The 17,269-nt window shown below is 67.2% G+C and carries 18 protein-coding genes; 13 read left to right on the forward strand and 5 right to left on the reverse strand.

All coding sequences use genetic code 11. The annotated features are described in order from the left end of the window. Nucleotides 1-28 precede the first annotated feature (28 nt). The 5 genes from yfiR (at nt 29) to LJF27_RS08735 (ending at nt 3,696) form a co-directional block, all read left to right on the forward strand. Complete coding sequence (yfiR, locus tag LJF27_RS08715; protein WP_003082257.1) at nt 29-601, forward strand: diguanylate cyclase inhibitor YfiR; 573 nt, start codon at nt 29-31, stop codon at nt 599-601. Beyond that, nucleotides 601-1,908, forward strand: a complete 1,308-nt coding sequence (tpbB, locus tag LJF27_RS08720) for a diguanylate cyclase TpbB (protein WP_003082256.1) — start codon at nt 601-603, stop codon at nt 1,906-1,908. The genes yfiR and tpbB overlap by 1 nt, the downstream gene beginning before the upstream one ends. Further along, the gene (locus LJF27_RS08725) at nt 1,880-2,386 is read left to right on the forward strand and encodes an OmpA family protein (RefSeq protein ID WP_003082254.1); all 507 of its coding nucleotides are present in this window, start codon (nt 1,880-1,882) and stop codon (nt 2,384-2,386) included. Before tpbB ends, LJF27_RS08725 begins: the two co-directional genes overlap by 29 nt. Before the next feature lie 274 nt (nt 2,387-2,660). Beyond that, the gene (locus LJF27_RS08730; protein ID WP_003112496.1) at nt 2,661-3,215 is read left to right on the forward strand and encodes a magnesium transporter; all 555 of its coding nucleotides are present in this window, start codon (nt 2,661-2,663) and stop codon (nt 3,213-3,215) included. A gap of 106 nt (nt 3,216-3,321) precedes the next feature. After that, nucleotides 3,322-3,696 (forward strand): hypothetical protein, encoded by a 375-nt coding sequence (locus LJF27_RS08735; RefSeq protein ID WP_003123156.1) that lies wholly within the window; start codon nt 3,322-3,324, stop codon nt 3,694-3,696. A 9-nt stretch (nt 3,697-3,705) separates the two neighbouring features. Here LJF27_RS08735 and LJF27_RS08740 read toward each other — a convergent pair whose 3' ends face one another. After that, complete coding sequence (locus tag LJF27_RS08740; RefSeq protein WP_003082250.1) at nt 3,706-4,545, reverse strand: CvfB family protein; 840 nt, start codon at nt 4,543-4,545, stop codon at nt 3,706-3,708. Nucleotides 4,546-4,799: 254 nt separating this feature from the next. Here LJF27_RS08740 and LJF27_RS08745 point away from each other — a divergent pair, with 254 nt between their 5' ends. Then, the gene (locus LJF27_RS08745; protein ID WP_003082248.1) at nt 4,800-7,124 is read left to right on the forward strand and encodes an LTA synthase family protein; all 2,325 of its coding nucleotides are present in this window, start codon (nt 4,800-4,802) and stop codon (nt 7,122-7,124) included. Between the two features lie 103 nt (nt 7,125-7,227). Further along, a complete protein-coding gene (locus tag LJF27_RS08750) occupies nt 7,228-7,563 on the forward strand; it encodes a lysozyme inhibitor LprI family protein (RefSeq protein WP_003082246.1) in 336 nt (111 codons plus the stop codon). Between the two features lie 2 nt (nt 7,564-7,565). Here LJF27_RS08750 and hcuC read toward each other — a convergent pair whose 3' ends face one another. Then, nucleotides 7,566-9,332 (reverse strand): hydrophobic compound transporter HcuC, encoded by a 1,767-nt coding sequence (hcuC, locus tag LJF27_RS08755; RefSeq protein WP_003145485.1) that lies wholly within the window; start codon nt 9,330-9,332, stop codon nt 7,566-7,568. A gap of 472 nt (nt 9,333-9,804) precedes the next feature. Between hcuC and LJF27_RS08760 the strand changes: the two genes are divergently transcribed. Then, the gene (locus LJF27_RS08760; protein WP_003109112.1) at nt 9,805-9,996 is read left to right on the forward strand and encodes a hypothetical protein; all 192 of its coding nucleotides are present in this window, start codon (nt 9,805-9,807) and stop codon (nt 9,994-9,996) included. Between the two features lie 100 nt (nt 9,997-10,096). After that, the gene (locus LJF27_RS08765) at nt 10,097-10,318 is read left to right on the forward strand and encodes a VF530 family DNA-binding protein (protein ID WP_003082243.1); all 222 of its coding nucleotides are present in this window, start codon (nt 10,097-10,099) and stop codon (nt 10,316-10,318) included. Nucleotides 10,319-10,321: 3 nt separating this feature from the next. Here the strand turns inward: LJF27_RS08765 and hcuB are convergent, their stop codons facing one another. Both hcuB and hcuA read right to left on the reverse strand, forming a co-directional pair. Further along, on the reverse strand, nt 10,322-11,470 hold the full coding sequence (gene hcuB, locus LJF27_RS08770; protein ID WP_003159764.1) for a hydrophobic compound transporter HcuB: 1,149 nt from the start codon (nt 11,468-11,470) through the stop codon (nt 10,322-10,324). A 92-nt stretch (nt 11,471-11,562) separates the two neighbouring features. Continuing rightward, nucleotides 11,563-12,186 (reverse strand): hydrophobic compound transporter HcuA, encoded by a 624-nt coding sequence (gene hcuA / locus LJF27_RS08775; RefSeq protein WP_003163120.1) that lies wholly within the window; start codon nt 12,184-12,186, stop codon nt 11,563-11,565. Nucleotides 12,187-12,298: 112 nt separating this feature from the next. Here hcuA and LJF27_RS08780 point away from each other — a divergent pair, with 112 nt between their 5' ends. Beyond that, nucleotides 12,299-13,009, forward strand: coding sequence for an rRNA pseudouridine synthase (locus LJF27_RS08780; RefSeq protein WP_017001452.1), 711 nt, complete (start codon nt 12,299-12,301; stop codon nt 13,007-13,009). A gap of 4 nt (nt 13,010-13,013) precedes the next feature. Here the strand turns inward: LJF27_RS08780 and LJF27_RS08785 are convergent, their stop codons facing one another. Further along, nucleotides 13,014-13,793 (reverse strand): AraC family transcriptional regulator, encoded by a 780-nt coding sequence (locus LJF27_RS08785; protein ID WP_003082235.1) that lies wholly within the window; start codon nt 13,791-13,793, stop codon nt 13,014-13,016. 89 nt (nt 13,794-13,882) lie between these two features. On the opposite strand from LJF27_RS08785, the gene LJF27_RS08790 reads away from it, so the two are divergent. The 3 genes from LJF27_RS08790 to LJF27_RS08800 all read left to right on the forward strand — a co-directional run bounded on the left by LJF27_RS08790 (nt 13,883) and on the right by LJF27_RS08800 (nt 17,265). Beyond that, a complete protein-coding gene (locus LJF27_RS08790; RefSeq protein ID WP_023103360.1) occupies nt 13,883-15,040 on the forward strand; it encodes a multidrug effflux MFS transporter in 1,158 nt (385 codons plus the stop codon). 116 nt (nt 15,041-15,156) lie between these two features. Beyond that, nucleotides 15,157-16,353: a diguanylate cyclase RoeA gene (gene roeA / locus LJF27_RS08795; RefSeq protein ID WP_003082226.1), complete on the forward strand. Its 1,197-nt coding sequence runs from the start codon at nt 15,157-15,159 to the stop codon at nt 16,351-16,353. 198 nt (nt 16,354-16,551) lie between these two features. Further along, nucleotides 16,552-17,265 carry a TorF family putative porin gene (locus tag LJF27_RS08800; protein WP_003086461.1) on the forward strand — a complete coding sequence of 238 codons (714 nt, stop codon included), beginning with the start codon at nt 16,552-16,554 and terminating at the stop codon, nt 17,263-17,265. Nucleotides 17,266-17,269: the final 4 nt, after the last annotated feature.

Here is a 17,269-nt window from a genome sequence, read left to right on the forward strand (position 1 = left end):
CCGCTACGTTTTCCTGGAGGAAACCTTTTTGCCTTCGTTGCCCACCTTGCAGCCCCTCGACCTCTACAGGCGCACCCTGGCCTGCCTGGTCCTGGCGGTTTCCTGCCTGGGCGGCGGAGGCCTGTGGGCGGACGACGCACGGACGTCGGTCGAGCAACGCAGCAATGCGGTCAGCCAGGTTCTGCTGGGCATATTCAGCTACGTGCGCTGGCCGAAGGAGCCGGCGGTCCTGCAACTCTGCGTGGTCGGACCGACCGAGTACGCCGACGGCCTGCTCCGCGGCATGGTGCAGGCCAATGGCAGGCGCGTGCATGCGGAACGCCGCGCGGTGGACAACCCGGACCTCGGCACGCTCTGCAACGTGATCTACCTCGGAGTGGTCGACGAGCGCGAGCGCCAGCAGGTGTTCCGCAGCCTGGCCGGGCATCCGGTCCTGTCCATCAGCGAGCGTGGCACCGAATGCAGCGTCGGCAGCATGTTCTGCCTCAACGTCGGCGGCCCGCGCATCACCTTCGAGGCCAATCTCGACTCCATCGCCCGCAGCGGCGTACGCGTGCACCCGAGCGTATTGAAACTGGCAAGGCGGCAGGCCACTCCGTGATGAACCGTCGTCGTCGCTATACGGGTTCCAATCCATCGCTGCGCCGGGTGCTCTATCGCGCGCACCTGGGCGTGGCGCTGGTCGCGGTATTCACCGCCGGGCTGGCGGTGACCCTGGTCGGCCTGCTGACCCTGCGCGCCTATGCCGACCCCAACCAGCAACTGATCGCCCGTTCCATCAGCTATACCGTCGAAGCCGCGGTGGTCTTCGGCGATGCCCAGGCCGCTGAGGAGTCCCTGGCGCTGATCGCCTCCAGCGAAGAGGTCTCCAGCGCCATCGTCTACGACCGCCAGGGACAGACCCTGGCCAGTTGGCATCGGGAAAGCACCGGGCCGCTGCACCTGCTGGAACAGCAACTGGCGCACTGGCTGCTCAGCGCGCCGACCGAACAACCGATCCTGCACGACGGCCAGAAGATCGGTTCGGTGGAGGTGAAGGGCTCCGGCGGCAGCCTGCTGCGCTTCCTGCTCACCGGTTTCGCCGGCATGGTCCTGTGCCTGCTGCTTACCGCCCTGGGCGCCTTCTACCTGTCGCGGCGGCTGGTACGCGGTATCGTCGGCCCGCTCGACCAACTGGCGAAGGTCGCGCATACCGTGCGCCGCGAACGGGATTTCGAGAAGCGCGTACCGGAAGCCGGCATCGCCGAGCTGAGCCAACTGGGCGAGGACTTCAACGCCCTGCTCGACGAACTCGAATCCTGGCAGGCGCGCCTGCAGGACGAGAACGCCTCGCTGGCGCACCAGGCCCACCACGACAGCCTGACCAGCCTGCCCAACCGCGCCTTCTTCGAAGGCCGCCTGAGCCGGGCGCTGCGCGATGCCAACGAGCATCGCGAGCAATTGGCGGTGCTGTTCATCGACAGCGACCGCTTCAAGGAGATCAACGACCGCCTCGGCCATGCCGCCGGCGACACCGTGCTGGTCAACATCGCCATGCGCATCCGTGGGCAGTTGCGCGAAAGCGACCTGGTGGCGCGCCTGGGCGGCGACGAATTCGCCGTCCTGCTCGCACCGCTGGCGTCCGGCGCCGACGCCCTGCGCATCGCCGACAACATCATCGCCAGCATGCAGGCGCCGATCCGGCTCAGCGACGGCAGCACGGTGAGTACCTCGCTGACCATCGGCATCGCCCTCTATCCCGAGCATGCGGATACCCCGGCGGCGCTGCTCCACGACGCCGACATGGCGATGTACATCGCCAAGCGCCAGGCCCGCGGCAGCCGGCGCCTGGCGGAACTCAACGACCCCCGCATCCTTCAGGAAGAAAAGGAGATAGACAGTGCTACCCCAGAGGCTCCACCCAAGTAGATTGCTTGCCCTCGCCCTGTTCAGCCTTGTGCTGGGCCTGGCCGGTTGCCAGACCAAGCCGCCGCAGACCGGCCTGAGCGCCGAGCAGATCGCCGTGCTCCAGGAGCAGGGCTTCGAACTCCGCGACGAAGGCTGGGAGTTCGGCATGTCGAGCAAGGTGCTGTTCGGCAACAATCTAGACCGTCTCAATCCCGACAGCCGCAACACCCTGACCAAGATCGCCCGCGCCCTGCTCGCGGTAGACATCGACAAGGTCCGCCTGGAAGGCCACACCGACAACTACGGCGACGAAGGCTACAATCAAAAGCTCTCCGAACGGCGCGCCGAATCGGTGGCCGCGGTATTCCGCGAAGCCGGCATGCCGGCGGCCAACATCGAGGTCCGCGGCCTTGGCATGAGCAAGCCGGTGGCCGATAACAAGACCCGCGCCGGCCGCAGCGAGAACCGCCGCGTCGCCATCATCGTTCCCGCCGAGTAATCCTGCGCTCGCGGGCTGCGTACGGCCCACCCGTACCTGGCCCGTCCATCGCCCGGCCCCGCCACTACCCCGCTTCCGGCCTATGTTGAAGGAAGAAGCCAGCAGACCGGCGTACCGGCCGCCGCTGCCGCGGATGCTAGACTGAATGCTGCGCAAGAAACCGACAATCCCGGCCGACCTGCCGCTTGCGGGTGCTCCGGGATTCACCGACAGGGGGTATCGACCTTTGCCTGTTCGCCCAAGGAACAGGCCGTCAGACGATGGGAGGCATGCCATGAACCGGCATTACTACATCAGCGACAACCTCGACGAGCTGGAACGGCTCGAAGCCGAACTGGAAGCCAGCGGCATCGCCACCGAGCAGATCCACGTCCTCAGCGAAAAGGACGCGGAGACCGGCCAGCGCCATCTGCACGAAGTCTCTCCGTTCATGAAGAAGGATGTGGTCCGCTCCGGCCGTGTCGGCCTGCTGGTCGGCCTCGTCCTGGCCATCGTCGCCGTGGCCTTCGCCTATGCCAGCGGCTGGACGGAAACCGCCGCCGGCTGGATTCCGGTGATCTTCCTCGGCGCCATGCTCTGCGCGTTCTGCCTGTGGGAAGGCAGCTTCTTCGGCCTGCAGCGCACCAACCGCGCCTTCCGTCCCTTCGAAGAACGCCTGCACCAGGGGCAGCACCTGTTCTTCGTCGATGTGAAGAACGCCCAGGAGCCGATCCTGGTCAACGTGGTCAGCCACCACCCGCGCCTGCAGGACGCCGGCACCGGCCCCGCGGTCTCTCCGCTGCTGCTGGGCTGGCAGCAACGCTGGCGGCAGTTCCGGCGGATGGTCTGAGCGGCGGGGCCTGCGCACCGCGCAGGTCCTGCGGCGTCCCTCCGGCTGCTAGAATATCCGGCTACCCGCCCGCCATCCCGGCCGGCGCGGCCCGTCAGGAAACTCCATGAAACTCGATAAAGCGGCAGCCATCGCACAGCTCAACCAGGCCTTGGGCATGTCCGTGCTGGATGCCGGCAACACCCTGCTCGCCCGCTTCAACAAGAGCAAGAACGTCTGGTGGTTCGATATTCCGCTCAGCCAACTGAAGGCCGGCAAGTTCCTCAACCTGCTGCTGGCGAACCCGGCCGGCGATGCAGTGGAGCACCTGAAGGTGCCCACCGGTTTCCTTCGCCATCAGCAGGACAGCCTGGAACTGCGCGACAAGAACGCCCGCCGGCCGACCCTCAGCCTGGAGCTGAGCGCGGACCCCGGCAAGCGCCTGCGCGACGTCCGCCCCGGCGGCGCTGGCCTGGACTTCGCCCCGTTCCTCCAGCCCTGAGCGGAAACCTCAGCGCGGCAGTTCGATGCGTTCCGGGTGGATCAGGATCAGGCCTTTCTTGTAGAGGCCGCCGATGGCCTTCTTGAAGGTCCCCTTGCTGACCCCGAAGAGCCGGTGGATATCTTCCGGCGAACTCTTGTCGCTGAGCGGCAGGCTGCCGCCGGCCTCCAGCAGCCGGGCGAGAATCTGCTGGCTCAGCTCGACGGCGGCCTCGGCGCCGACCGGCTGCAGGCTAAGGGCGATCTTGCCGTCCGCGCGCAATTCCTTGATGTAGCCCTGTTCGCGCATGCCGCTGCGGAGGAACTTGAACGCCTCGTTCTTGTGGATCAGGCCCCAGTGCTTGCCCTCGATGATCGCCTTGAAGCCCATCTCGGTACGCTCCACCACCAGCAGGTCGACCGCCTGGCCGACGCTGTAGCGTGGCGGCAGGTTGTCCAACTGGCGGTCCAGGCGTGCGGTGGCGGTGATGCGGTTGGTGCGCTTGTCCAGGTAGACGTAGACCACGCAGTAGTCGCCGACCTGCAACGGACGCTTTTCTTCCGAATGCGGCAGCAGCAGGTCCTTGGGCAGGCCCCAGTCGAGGAACAGGCCGATCCGGTTGATCTCCACGACCTTCAGGCTGGCGAAACCGCCGACCTGGACCTTGGGCGTCTGAGTGGTGGCGATCAGGCGGTCGTCGCTGTCCAGGTAGATGAACACGTTGAGCCAGTCGCCCACTTCGCTGGGCTGGTCCTTCGGCACATAGCGCTTGGGCAGGAGGATCTCGCCGTGCTGGGTACCGTCGAGATAGAGCCCGAACTCCGTGTGCTTGACCACCTGCAGTGAATTGAAACGCCCGATGACCGCCATGTTGTCTCCCCCTGTCGAAGGGGCGGCATTCTACCGGGCGCCACGCATGCGGGCGGAAGTTTTTGCCGGTACGCCGACGCCGCTCATCGCCTTGCCGGCCATTCGCGCCGAAACATCCTGAACCACGCGGACATTTCCCAAATGCCGACTGTCTACTGGCAGTAAGCACAACGATGTTTCAAAATCGTGAACCCTAAAGACTTTTTTGGAACATCCTTATCAAGGATTCTCGCTGCCGCTCATCAGGAGTTCCTGTGCGTCCACTCAGCCGTTGGCTCTCATCTTGCGGCTCGCTTCTGGCGCTGGCCGCGCTGTTCCTGGTCGTTCCCCTCGCCGGCCGCTACTGGCTCGGCTGGTCGACGCCGTTCGGCTATCTCTCGGACCTGGCCCTCGGCAGCCTGCTGGTGCTGCTCCTGCATCGACGCTCCCTGTGGTTCGCGCTCCCGGTCATGCTGCTCTGGTGCCTGTTCCTGATCGGCAATGCCGAACTGGTCGGCGCGGTCGGGCGCATGCCGGAACCTTCCGACCTCAAGTACCTGCTGGATCCGCAGTTCGTCAGCAGCTCCACCCAGGGCGGCGGCCTCGCCCACCTGCCACTGGCGCTCGGCCTCGGTGGCGCGACATTGCTTTGCGTGCTGCTCTGGCGTCGCCGCGGTCCGCGCCTGCCGCGCTATGCCTACGCGCTGCCGGCGGCGTTCCTGGCGGCGCATGTCGGCCTGCAATACCTGCGTCCGAGCGACGCCGACCAATGGCAGCAGTACAACCTGCCGCACAAGCTGCTGGCCAGCGCGCTCAGCAGTGGCCAACTGGCGGTCGAAGACTGGCTCGCCGACGACCGTCCGGACACCCCGCCGGACGTCGCCGGGCTCAACCAGCTCGACCTTTCCGGAACGCCGCTGCTGGCCGGCGGAGGGCGCGCGCGCAACGTCCTGATCGTGGCCATGGAGGGAATCCCCGGCGCGTATATCGCCGCCAACCGCGCCGCCATCAACAGCAGCTACCACGAAGCGCCGATGCCCAGACTGAGTGGCTGGGCCGAACGGGCGATGACCACCCCGGACTACGTGCTGCACAGCCACCAGACCATCCGCGGCCTCTACGCCATGCTCTGCGGCGACTACAGCAAGCTCGACTCGGGCACGCCGAAGGGCGTCGAGCTGCTCAACAACCCGGCCCGGGCCAGGGAGTGCTTGCCCGCCCAGCTGCGCCAGCACGGTTTCAGCACGCACTTCCTGCAGGGTGCCGGCCTGCGCTTCATGGCCAAGGACAAGGTCATGCCGCAGATGGGCTTCGACAAGACCCTCGGGCGCGACTGGTTCCGCAACACGTCCTACCTGGAGTTTCCCTGGGGCATGGACGACAAGGCCTTCTTCGAGGGCGCCGCGACCTACGTGAAGCAGCTGCGCCAGCAGAAGAAACCCTGGATGCTGACCCTGCTCACCGTCGGCACCCACCAGCCCTACTCGGCGCCTGCCGACTACCTGGCCCGCTACCCGAGCGCCAAGCAGGCCGCGGTGGCCTATCTCGACGACGCGATCGACGCCTTCCTCGCCGACCTGGAGAAACAGGGCGTGTTGCGCGACACCCTGGTGGTGCTCACTTCCGACGAATCCCACGGTGTCGACCAGGTGCGCCTCGCCTCGGCCTGGGGCTTCAACCTGGTACTGGCACCGGAACAGGCGGCGCTGCCGCCGATCAAGAGCGGCGTCTACGGCCACGTCGACCTCGCCGCGTCCGTCCTCGACTATTTCGGCTACCGCGTGCCGGCGGGGATTTCCGGGCGCTCGCTGTTCCGCGACTACGCCAGCGGCCGCGAAATGATGTCCTACACCAACGGCATGCTGCGCCACCACGACGGCAAGGACACCTTCGTCGAATGCGATTTCCAGCAGGTCTGCCGGCGCTACCGCAGCGAGGGCTTCATCGCCGACGAAGCCGAGTTCCTCGGTCGCTTCAGCGGTCGCCAGGCACGCCTGGTCAGCCAGCGCGCCGCCGTCCTCGACCACTCCGTGCAACAGGCCGGCCAGTTGGGCCAGGAGTTCCAGTTCGCCACCCACGAACGCATCCGCCTGAAGCCGGAAACCCACAACGACTGGACCGACAACCTGATCGGCGCGCAATACCTGGAGATGCCGAAGAACAGCAGGACCACGGTCACCCTGAAGATCCGCGCCTTGCAGATGGACCGCAACGGCGCCCGGGTGACGCTGAAGACCAAGGAGTTCGAACGCGACGTTCCCATACCGGTACCGGACATCCCGCGCCTGCTCAAAGGCAAGCCGCTGGACATGAGCTTCACCTTCGACAACCCGGAAGCGCGCAAGGCCTTCTCCTTCCACTTGCTCGCCGAGGGCCGCGGGATCATCGAGATCAGCGACTTCCACGTGGTCACGGCGGCCAACCCGGAACCCGTGGAAAGCCGCAGCCAGGTCGCCGAAGCGGCGAAGGAACAGCCGCTGCTGAGCACCCTGAAAAGCCTGTTCGCCAACCGCCCCGAAACCGAGGAAGCGGAACGCGCGGACGCCCCTCGGGAGCGCACCGTCATCCCCGAGCAGAAGGCCCTGATCCTTTCGCACTGACCGCGCCGGAGCGACCCGCCCGGCCGCCGCGCGCTCCCCGCTGAACCCAGCGCCGTCGCGGGCGTCGAAGATTCGCAAGCAACCAGGCGAAACGGAGAACGGCATGAAGCACCTGGCATTCCTCGCCCTCGGCGGACTCCTGCTGGCGCCCCTGGCCGAAGCGGCCAGCTTCGATTGCGAAAAGGCTGAGCGAGCGGACGAAAAGGCCATCTGCGCGAACCGGGCGCTGAACGACAAGGACGTCGAGATGAGCGTCAAGTACCACTTCCTCCGCGGCCTGTTCGCCATGGGCGGCCGCGGCGCCATGCAGGACCGGCAGCAGGACTGGCTGCGCCAGCGCCGGCGCTGCGGTGGCGACACCGACTGCCTCTCCCGCGCCTACGCGCAGCGTATCGACGAGCTGGACAAGCAGTACGCGGGCATCGACAAGCCGCTCTGAAGCTAGCGTCCGCCGGCAGCGAACTGCAGTTCCGCCAGGCGCGCATAGAGCGGGTTCTCGGCGATCAGCCGGGCATGGCTACCAATGGCCACCAGCCGCCCCTGGTCGATCACCGCGATGCGGTCGGCGCTCTGTACCGTGGCCAGGCGATGGGCGATCACCAGGGTGGTACGTCCGCTCATCAGGCCTGGCAGGGCCTGCTGGATCAGGTGCTCGCTTTCCGCATCCAGGGCGCTGGTCGCCTCGTCGAGCAGCAGCACCGGCGCGTCTACCAGCAACGCCCGGGCGATCGCCAGGCGCTGGCGCTGGCCGCCGGACAGGCCGATGCCGCCCTCGCCCAGGTGGGTGGCGTAGCCCTGCGGCAGACCCAGGATGAACTCGTGGGCATGCGCGGCACGCGCTGCGGCCTCGACCTCGGCGGCGCTGGCATGCGGACGGCCGTAGCGGATGTTTTCCTCGACGCTGCCAAAGAACAGCGCGGGGTTCTGCGACACTAGGGCAAAGCTGCGGCGCAAGTCGGCCGGGTCCAGTTCGACGATCGGCTGCCCGTCCAGCAGCAGCCGTCCCTGCTGCGGATCGAAGAAACGCAGGAGCAGATCGAACAGGGTCGACTTGCCGGCGCCGGAAGGTCCGACCAGGGCCAGGGTTTCCCCCGGTTCGACGGCCAGGCTGATGTCGTCGATGGCCCAGTGTTCGGGACGGGTCGGATAGGCGAAGCGCACCGCCTGCAATTCGATCCTCCCGCTCACCCGTGCCGCCAGCTTGCGTGGTTGCGCTGGCGGGCGGATCTCGCTGCGCGCCCTGAGCAGCTCGGCGATGCGCTCTGCGGCGCCGGCGGCGCGCTGCAATTCGCCGATCACCTCGCTGAGGGTGCCGAAGGCCATGCCGACGATCAGGCTGTAGAAGACGAACGCGGCCAGTTCGCCGGCCGAGATGCTGCCGGCGATCACGTCGCGGCCGCCGACCCAGAGCATGACGCCGACCGCGCCGAGCACCAGCACGATCACCACGGTGATCAGCCAGGCGCGCTGGGCGATGCGCTTGCGCGCGGTGTCGAAGGCGCGTTCGACGGTGCCGGCGAAGCGCTGGCGATCCTGCGCCTGGTGGTTGTAGGCCTGCACGGTCTTGATCTGACCGAGGGTTTCACCGACGTAGCTGCCGACGTCGGCCACCCGGTCCTGGCTTTCCCGCGACAGGCTGCGCACGCGGCGGCCGAACAGCAGGATCGGGGCGATCACCAGCGGCAACGCCAGCACCACGATGCTGGTCAGCTTGGCGTTGGTGACGAACATCAGCAGCACCCCGCCGACCAGCATCAGGGCATTGCGCAGGGCCATCGACAGCGAGGAACCGATCACCGTCTGCAGCAGCGTAGTGTCGGCGGTCAGGCGCGACTGGATCTCGGAGCTACGGTTGGTTTCGTAGAAACCGGGATGCAACTCGATCAGGTGGTCGAACACGCGCTTGCGGATATCGGCGACGAAGCGCTCGCCGATCCAGGACACCAGGTAGAAGCGCACGAAGGTGCCCACGGCCAGGCCGAGCACCAGCACGAAGAACAGCAGGATGTAGCGATTGAGCAATTCGGGCGAGGCGGTGAGGAACCCCTGGTCCACCAGCAGGCGGATGCCCTGGCCCAGGGACAGGGTGATCGCCGCGGTGAACAGCAACGCCACCAGGGCCCCGAGCATGCGCCAGCGGTAAGGCGCCATGAAGCGCCAGGCCAGGCGCAGGGCGATACGTTGGCGGGAGGAGAGAATGGCTGGCATGCGGCGCTCGCTCGGCGGCTGGGGTTCCGCAGGTTAGCACCGGGAACGCAGCGAGGCGATGCATGCCCCGGCCGGCAGCGCGATGATATCGACGTATATATCCGGGCAACTTAGCCGATAACTAATCGTGAACTTTTCATTATTCTCGATATAGGTGAGATAGAGGCCCGGAGAACTTTCTCGCATCAACTAATGCAAACATTGGAATTCATGCCGGGATGCGCGAAGGGAGTTATCCACCTGGCGGTATCCTGCGTCGCCCGGGGTCGGCGGAACATCCAGCCGCGGAGACCTCGAGCAGTTCGCCGCCGGATCGCCAATGCCGCAGCGCCTCGCTCGGGTATTGCCTAACGGACTTTATAGAAAACAGCAGGTTACGTCCGAAATCTGATCGACAATATTCAAGATGAAATAAAACGCCGCTTCGGTTATAATGAACGGCCATATTTAATGCAGAGACAGGTCCCCGGATATGGCCATCATGAAGAAAACCGTCGCGCCGAAAGCCGCCAAGCCGGCTCCCGCGGTCGAAACCCGCGAGTCCATCGAAGCGCAGGTCGCCGCCTTCCTCCAGGCCGGCGGCGAGATCCAGAAGATCGCCAAGGGCGTCAGCGGCCAGGTCTACGGCCCGTCGCGGCAGATCACCATCAGCAAGAAGCGCTGAACGCCCGCCCCTCGCCGGGGACTACGAAGGGGATGGCAGGCCGGCACGCAGATGTGCCACGCTCCATCCCCTTTTTCATTGCCTGAATCCCGAGCCCTTCATGCCTGGCCATCCCGATCCACTGCACGGCGTCACCCTGGAAAAACTGCTCACCGAACTGGTCGCCCACCACGGCTGGGCGGAGCTTGGCAAACGGGTCGACATTCGTTGTTTCAGGAACGACCCGAGCATCAAGTCCAGCCTCGCCTTCCTGCGCAAGACGCCCTGGGCCCGGGAAAAGGTCGAGGCGCTCTACGTCCAGCTCAAGCGCAACCAAGGCTGAAGGCTAGCGCGCCAACCCCAGGCGCAGCAATTGCCCGTCCTTCTGGTCGGTGAGCAGGTAGAGATAGCCGTCCGGGCCCTGCCGCACGTCGCGGATGCGCACCCCGAGATCGCCCAGCAGGCGCTCTTCGTGGACGATCCGGTCGCCATCCAGTTGCAGGCGGATCAGTTCCTGCGTCGCCAGCGCGCCGATGAACAAATTATGCTGCCAGGCCGGGAAGCGCTGCGCATCGTAGAACGCCATGCCGCTGATCGCCGGCGACTTCTCCCAGACATGGTGCGGCGCCTCGGTACCTTCGACGGCCTTGCCCCTGGCTTCGGGGATCGGCAGCAGGGTGTAGTTGATTCCATGGGTCGCCAGCGGCCAGCCGTAGTTCCCGCCGGCCTGGGGTATGTTGATCTCGTCGCCGCCGCGCGGGCCGTGCTCGTGGGTCCAGAGCCGGCCGGTCCAGGGATTCAGCGCGGCGCCCTGCTGGTTGCGGTGGCCATAGCTCCAGATCTCCGGCCGCGCGTCGGTACGGCCGACGAAGGGATTGTCCTTGGGAACGCCGCCGTCCGGATACAGGCGGACGACCTTGCCCTGCAACTTGTCCAGGTCCTGCGAGGTGCTGCGCTGGTTGTTCTCGCCGAGGGCGATGAACAGGTGGCCCTTGCCGTCGAAGACCAGGCGCGAGCCGAAGTGATGGCCGCTGGAAAGCTTCGGCAACTGCCGGAAGATCACGTGGAAGCCCTCCAGCCGTCGCTTGTCCGCCGATAACCGGCCACGTCCCGCCGCCGTTCCGGCGCGGCCGTCCTCGCCGGCCTCGGCATAGGTCAGGTAGACCAGCCGGTCCTCGGCGAACCCCGGCGACAAGGCGACGTCGAGCAGTCCCCCCTGGCCGCTGGCGAAGACCCTGGGTACGCCTTCCAGCGGCGCCGACAACTGTCCCTCGGGACTGACGAAACGCAAGCTGCCGGGCCGCTCGGTGACCAATATGCCCTGGTTGTCCGGCAGGAAGGCGACGGCCCAGGGATAGGCCAGACCACCAACCACCGGGGTGACCTCGACGGCGCCCAGCTCGCTGTCGTGGCGACCGGCGTCCACCGCCTCGACCGACGGAGCGAGCAGCGCGACGGCGCTCAGCAGGATGGCATTCAAAGACAGGCCCGGCATGCGTTCTCTCCTTCCCCAAGCGAAAAACACCACTCTAGTCGCAGATCCGCCGCGCCTGGCAGTCCGCACACGGGCTGTAACAAACCCGCCCCTCAAAGCAAGGCGACCATTTCCTTGAGGGTCACCGCCCAGGTGCCCTTGGCATTGATATAGCGATAGCCGAACCGGGAACCGTGCGCCTCGCTGGTGATCACCGCGTTCCAGGCCTGCCCGCGCGGCAGGTCGTGGGCCGGGTCGAGGAGCAGGAAGGCGCGCTCGCTCATGCCGATGGCCAGGCCCCAGTGGCGGATATCGCTGCCCTTGCGGCCGTGGAAACCGAGCACTACCGGAAAGCCGGCCTGCAGGTATTCGCGGGTGTGCCGGACCAACCTGCGCCCCTCGCCCTTGAGGGCGAAATGCTCGGTATCGTTGATCTCGGCCAGCAGCTCCAGCAGGTCGACGCCGGTGGTGCCGACGCGCAGCAGCGGGCCGTGCTGGTCCAGCGCCTTCATCAGGCGCCCGTAGCGACTGCGACTGTCGACCCGCTCCAGGCCCTTGGCCTGGCGCCGGCGCAGTTGGCCGCGGACCAGCATCGCCATGACCAGGCAGTAGGGCCCGCAGGCGCCGTCCATGTCGCCCTGGCGCAGATGGACCTTGTCGCCATGGACGTTGCACAGGCCGCCGCTGCCATCCTCGTCCAGGTCCCATTCCAGGCCATCGATCAGGCGTGACTGCATGAGGGTCTCCTCTCCGGTTCCTTAAGTTGGGACCGAGCGGGCGCCGAATCATTCCTCGGCGCCCATCGCCACAACGAGTAAACTGGCGGTCTTTCATTCCAGTAGCCTCGCCATGACCGACCCGATCCGCCTGTCCAAACGCCTCGCCGAACTCACCGCCTGCTCGCGCCGCGAAGCCGAGCTGTACATCGAGGGCGGCTGGGTCAGCGTCGACGGCGAAGTGATCGAGGAGCCACAGTTCAAGGTGCTCGACCAGCGCGTGGAGCTGCTGCCGGGCGCCCGCGCGGAAACGATCGAACCGGCCACCCTGCTGTTGCACAAGCCGGCCGGCTGGCGCCACGACGATTTCGAAGGCCTGCTCGCTGCGGGGCGGCGCTGGAGCGATGACCCCAGTCCCTTGCGAGCGCTGAAAAAACACTTCGCCCGCCAGCGTCCCACCCTTGCGCTGGACAGCGAGGCTTCGGGGCTGGTGGTGTTCAGCCAGCAGCACGGCGTACTGCGCAAGCTGGTGGACGACGGTGCACGGCTGGAGCAGGAATACCTGGTCGAGGTCGCCGGCGACCTGGCCGCCGGCGGCCTCGAGCGCCTGCGCCACGGCCTCGCCTACCAGGGCCGCAGGCTATCGCCGTGCAAGGTCAGTTGGCAGAACGAAAGCCACCTGCGCTTCGCCCTCAAAGACGTGCAGCCCGGCCAGTTGCGCTTCATGTGCGAAAGCGAGGGGCTGGAAGTGCGGAGCATCCGCCGCCTGCGCATCGGCGCGCTGTCGCTGGCCAGGCTACCGCTCGGCGAATGGCGCTACCTCGGCCTCCACGAACGCTTCTGAGCGCTCATTCGAGGCCACGCAGGGCGCGCCCCGGCGACTGCCCGCAGACCCGCCGGTACATGGCGATGAACGCGCTGTCGCTGGCGTAGCCCAGGGCGTGGGCGACCTCGGTCACCGAGCGGCCTTCGGCCAGGCGCCTCCGCGCTTCGAACAAGCGCGCCTGGGTTCGCCAGCGGGAGAAACCCAGGCCGGTCTGCTCGGTGAACAGACGCGCCAGGGTCCGCCCGCTGGCGCCGACCTCACGTCCCCATGCCTCGATGCTCCAGTCCAGCGCGGGTTGCGCCAGCAGCGCCTCGGCCACCTTCAGCGCCCGCGCATCGCGCGGCATCGGCAGGCTCGCGGCGTGTGCCGGCGCGCTCGCCAGTTCATCGAACAGTGCGCGCAACAGCGTCAGGTGCGGCCCTTCCAATTGCAAGTCGGCTGCCCAGCCGGTCATGCGCAGGATCAGTTCGCGCATTAGCGGCCCGACTTCGAGGACCTGGACGCTGTCCGGCAGCTCGGCGAACGCCGAGGGTTCGAAGTACAGGCTACGGTAGGCGAAGCGCCCGTGCAGGACCGTGCGATGCGGCACGCCGGCCGGCAGCCAGGCGGCCTGGAGCGGCGTCAATTGGCAAATGCGCTCGGCGAAATACAGCGTGACGCTACCGGCCGCCATGTACAGCAACTGCGCGCGCCGGTGGCAATGCCAGTCGCTGCGGTGGCCGGTGCTGTCGACCTCGAGGCCGACCACCGGGCAGCGGGCGAGATCGGGATCCTCGACCCGTTCGTAGGGATAGCGCGGCACCTTGTCCTCTTCGCGATGTTTTCCGTCCTGACCGCAGCATTCTGCCAGGCGCAGGCGGCCTAGGCTTGGCTCTTTTTTCCGGAGCCATCATGCCTGACCGTCCTCGCCCTCCCCTGCTGCTGGTGCTCGCCCTGCTAGCCCTGCCGCAAGTCGCCGAAACCATCCTTTCCCCCGCGCTGCCGGCCCTGGCCAGCCACTGGCGACTGGACGACGCTACCAGCCAGTGGACCATGGCGCTGTTCTTCGTCGGTTTCGCCCCCGGCATCTGGCTCTGGGGCTGGCTGGCCGACCGCCTCGGCCGGCGCCCGGCTCTGCTCGGCGGGCTCGGCCTGGCGGCCCTGGCGACCTTCGGTGCCTGGGCCAGTACCGACTATTCCTACCTGCTTGCCTGTCGCCTGGTCCAGGGCCTCGGCCTGGCGACCTGCTCGGTGACGGTGCAGGCCAGCCTGCGCGATGTGCTGCAAGGCCCGGCGTTGATGAGCTATTTCGTCACGCTCGGCGCGGTGCTGGCCTGGTCGCCGGCAGTCGGCCCCCTCGGCGGCCAGTGGCTGGCCGACCTCGGCGGGCACCCGGCGGTGTTCGCCACCCTGGCGGTGCTGCTCGCCTCGCTGGCGGCGCTGGTCGTCCCGGCCTGGCCGGAAACCCGTCCGCTGCTGGCGGGCACGCCCGAGCCCGCGACCCTGGCGATCTTCCGACGGGTCCTGGCCGACCGCCCGCTACAAACGCGCGCACTGCTGGTGGCGGTGCTCAATGTGCTGGTGTTCTCCTTCTACGCCGCCGGGCCGTTCATGGTCGGCGACCTGCCCGGCCTGGGCTTCGGCTGGATCGGCCTGGCCATCGCCCTTGCCGGGAGCCTCGGCGCCTTGCTCAACCGACGCCTGCCGCGCACCTGGAACAGCGCTCGCCGGGTACGCCTGGGCCTGGCGCTGGCGGCCGTCGGCGCGACAGCGCAGACGCTGTTGGCCGCCGTCGGATACGCCGAAGGCCTGTACTGGGCGCTGCCAGCCCTGCCGATCTTCGTCGGCTTCGGCGTGGCGATTCCCAACCTGCTGGGTCCGGCGCTGCACGCCTACGACGATTGCCGGGGACGCGCCGGAGCCCTGTTCGGGCTCGCTTACTACCTGCTGATCGGCCTCGGACTGGGCGCGTCCACCCTGCTACCGTTCGACCATCCCTGGCCGCTGGCGGCGTACTGGAGCCTGCTGGGCCTGGTCGCACTGCTGCTGGCCAGGCGGCTGCCGGAATGAAAGCGGCGCCAGGTACGCCCGTGCAAACCGGACGACCGGCCCGGAAAGCCGGATAGGGCGGCCGTCGCGACGCTGCTATGCTGTGATGGCACAGCGCCCACGCGGACCCGCAGAACGTGGCCAGAACGACGCTCGAATCGATCCAGCACGCCATCGAGGTGAATTCGTCCCTGGCCCTTCCCATCGCCCTGGAGAATCTCTCGCGTCTGACCCACCTCGCGCTGCTGACCGTCCCCTTCAACCTGATCCACATCCTGGTGTTTTCCCTCAAGGACTTCCGCCCGGACCTCGGCCATCAGCTCTGGCGCCAGGAAATCATGTACGCCCATGGCGCCATGGCCCTGCTCTTCGGCGGCATCGGCCTGCTCGCGCTATGGCTGCGCCGCCAGCCGCCCAAGCTGTGGCGCATGCGCCTGCTGATCCTGCTGGGCGGCGCAGGGATCATAGGCTTCGGCGTCGCCATCGCCTGCATCGACCAGCGCATCACCAGCAACATCACGCCGCTGCTGCTGGCCTGTTTCGCCTGCGCCATGTTCATCCTGATCCGCCCGGCCTACGCGGTGCCCTTCTACGGTCTGGCGATGCTGGCCTTCGAGGTGGCGATGGACCACGCCCAGGCCGACCCGCAACTGCGCCTGTCGAACCAGGCCAACGGCCTCACCGCGTTCGGCCTCGGCCTGCTGCTGTCGCTGATCCTCTGGCACGGCCACGTGCGCAACCTGCGCCAGCAACGCAAGCTGGAGTTGCAGCGGCAGGAGCTGGAGGAGAAGAATCGCCAGTTGGAGTACCTGGCCGGTCACGACCCCCTGACCGGCCTGTTCAATCGTCGCGAGTTCGACCAGTTGGTGCTCATGGAGCTCGCGCGCATCGCTCGCCAACCGCAGCCGCTGAGCCTGCTGATGGTCGACCTGGATCACTTCAAGTACATCAACGACCGCTATGGGCACCCCTTCGGCGACGAGGTCATCCGCCATGCCGCCAACCTGCTGCGCGGCAATACCCGTAGCAGCGACAGCGTGGCGCGCCTGGGCGGGGAAGAATTCCTCCTGCTCCTGCCCGACACCGCCGAGCAGCAGGCTCGCAGCCTTGCGGAAAAACTCCGCGAACGCCTCGAAGGTACCCCGCTGGCGACGCAGGACGGCGTGCTCTGCCTGACCGCCAGCTTCGGCGTGGCCAGCCTCGACGGAGGCGGCCAGGCCAGCTACGAGCAGCTCTACAGCGCCGCCGACCAGGCTCTCTACCGGGCCAAGAGCAGCGGTCGCAACCGGGTGGAAGTGATTCGCCTGGCCAGCCTCGCGGAAAGCCTGCGGTAACAATTGATCGGCCGGCCCTGACGAGCGGTCGGTCAGCCGCCCGAACCTTGGTTAAGATGGTCCGTGGCGCTCTAGCTCGCCGCTCTTCCTGCCCTTCCGACCTGCCCGACCTCGCCCGGCCCCATGCCGCGGCCTTGCCGTTGGCGTCGTGCGGGAAGACCGGCGCAGCGCCGTTGTCCGCATTACCAGGGGAGAACCATGCTCAAGCACCTGCTCGTGCTCACCTGTGCCCTGCTCGCCAGTTCCTCGGCCCTGGCCCAGGTGATGGCCCGCGACCTGGGCGATTTCGAACTCAAGCTGGCCACCAGTCCGACCCGCAGCATGGCCCAGGGCCTGGTCACCCCGGGCAGCTCCGGCAGTTTCCACGGCGGCCTCGACCTAAGCCACGAAAGTGGCTGGTACATCGGCAACTGGACCTCCAACCTCGACCCCGGCAAGCCCACCGAGATCGACTCCTACGCCGGCTTCAAGCGCCCGCTGAACAACCGCCTGGGCTACGAAATGGGCCTGATCCGCTACAGCCGCCCGGAGCAGCCAGCCAACGACGCAGCCGAACTCTACGGCGGCCTGTCGATCTTCGGCAGCCGGCTCGGCGCGGCCCTGAGCAGCGACCCGGGGCGCAACGACACCACCCTGTTCGCCGACCTCGGGGTCAACCCGCCGTTCGGTTTCGACGTCACCCTGAAGTACGGCAACCATCGCCTGGACAACCCGGCGAGCCTCAGCGGCGGGGGCTACGTGAGCGTCTTCAACGACTGGTCGGTGAACCTCTCGCGGCCCTGGCTGGGCATCGACCTGAACCTGTCCTACAGCGGCACCAGCCTGACCGGCAGCGATTGCAGCGCCTACTCGGGACACAACAGCTACTGCGACACCACATTCATGCTGAAGGCGTCGCGTCCGTTCTTCTGAGTCG

This window comes from Pseudomonas sp. 203-8 (assembly GCF_020708595.1).
GTDB lineage: Bacteria > Pseudomonadota > Gammaproteobacteria > Pseudomonadales > Pseudomonadaceae > Pseudomonas > Pseudomonas aeruginosa.

Bases quoted from the DNA above. Each gene is read 5' to 3' on its own strand.
- LJF27_RS08760 (WP_003109112.1), top strand. From the start codon at position 9,805: ATGGCCATCATGAAGAAAACCGTCGCGCCGAAAGCCGCCAAGCCGGCT.
- tpbB (WP_003082256.1), top strand. From the start codon at position 601: ATGAACCGTCGTCGTCGCTATACGGGTTCCAATCCATCGCTGCGCCGG.
- LJF27_RS08735 (WP_003123156.1), top strand. From the start codon at position 3,322: ATGAAACTCGATAAAGCGGCAGCCATCGCACAGCTCAACCAGGCCTTG.
- LJF27_RS08730 (WP_003112496.1), top strand. From the start codon at position 2,661: ATGAACCGGCATTACTACATCAGCGACAACCTCGACGAGCTGGAACGG.
- LJF27_RS08780 (WP_017001452.1), top strand. From the start codon at position 12,299: ATGACCGACCCGATCCGCCTGTCCAAACGCCTCGCCGAACTCACCGCC.
- LJF27_RS08790 (WP_023103360.1), top strand. From the start codon at position 13,883: ATGCCTGACCGTCCTCGCCCTCCCCTGCTGCTGGTGCTCGCCCTGCTA.
- LJF27_RS08800 (WP_003086461.1), top strand. From the start codon at position 16,552: ATGCTCAAGCACCTGCTCGTGCTCACCTGTGCCCTGCTCGCCAGTTCC.
- LJF27_RS08765 (WP_003082243.1), top strand. From the start codon at position 10,097: ATGCCTGGCCATCCCGATCCACTGCACGGCGTCACCCTGGAAAAACTG.
- LJF27_RS08740 (WP_003082250.1), bottom strand. From the start codon at position 4,545: ATGGCGGTCATCGGGCGTTTCAATTCACTGCAGGTGGTCAAGCACACG.
- hcuB (WP_003159764.1), bottom strand. From the start codon at position 11,470: ATGCCGGGCCTGTCTTTGAATGCCATCCTGCTGAGCGCCGTCGCGCTG.
- hcuA (WP_003163120.1), bottom strand. From the start codon at position 12,186: ATGCAGTCACGCCTGATCGATGGCCTGGAATGGGACCTGGACGAGGAT.
- hcuC (WP_003145485.1), bottom strand. From the start codon at position 9,332: ATGCCAGCCATTCTCTCCTCCCGCCAACGTATCGCCCTGCGCCTGGCC.
- LJF27_RS08750 (WP_003082246.1), top strand. From the start codon at position 7,228: ATGAAGCACCTGGCATTCCTCGCCCTCGGCGGACTCCTGCTGGCGCCC.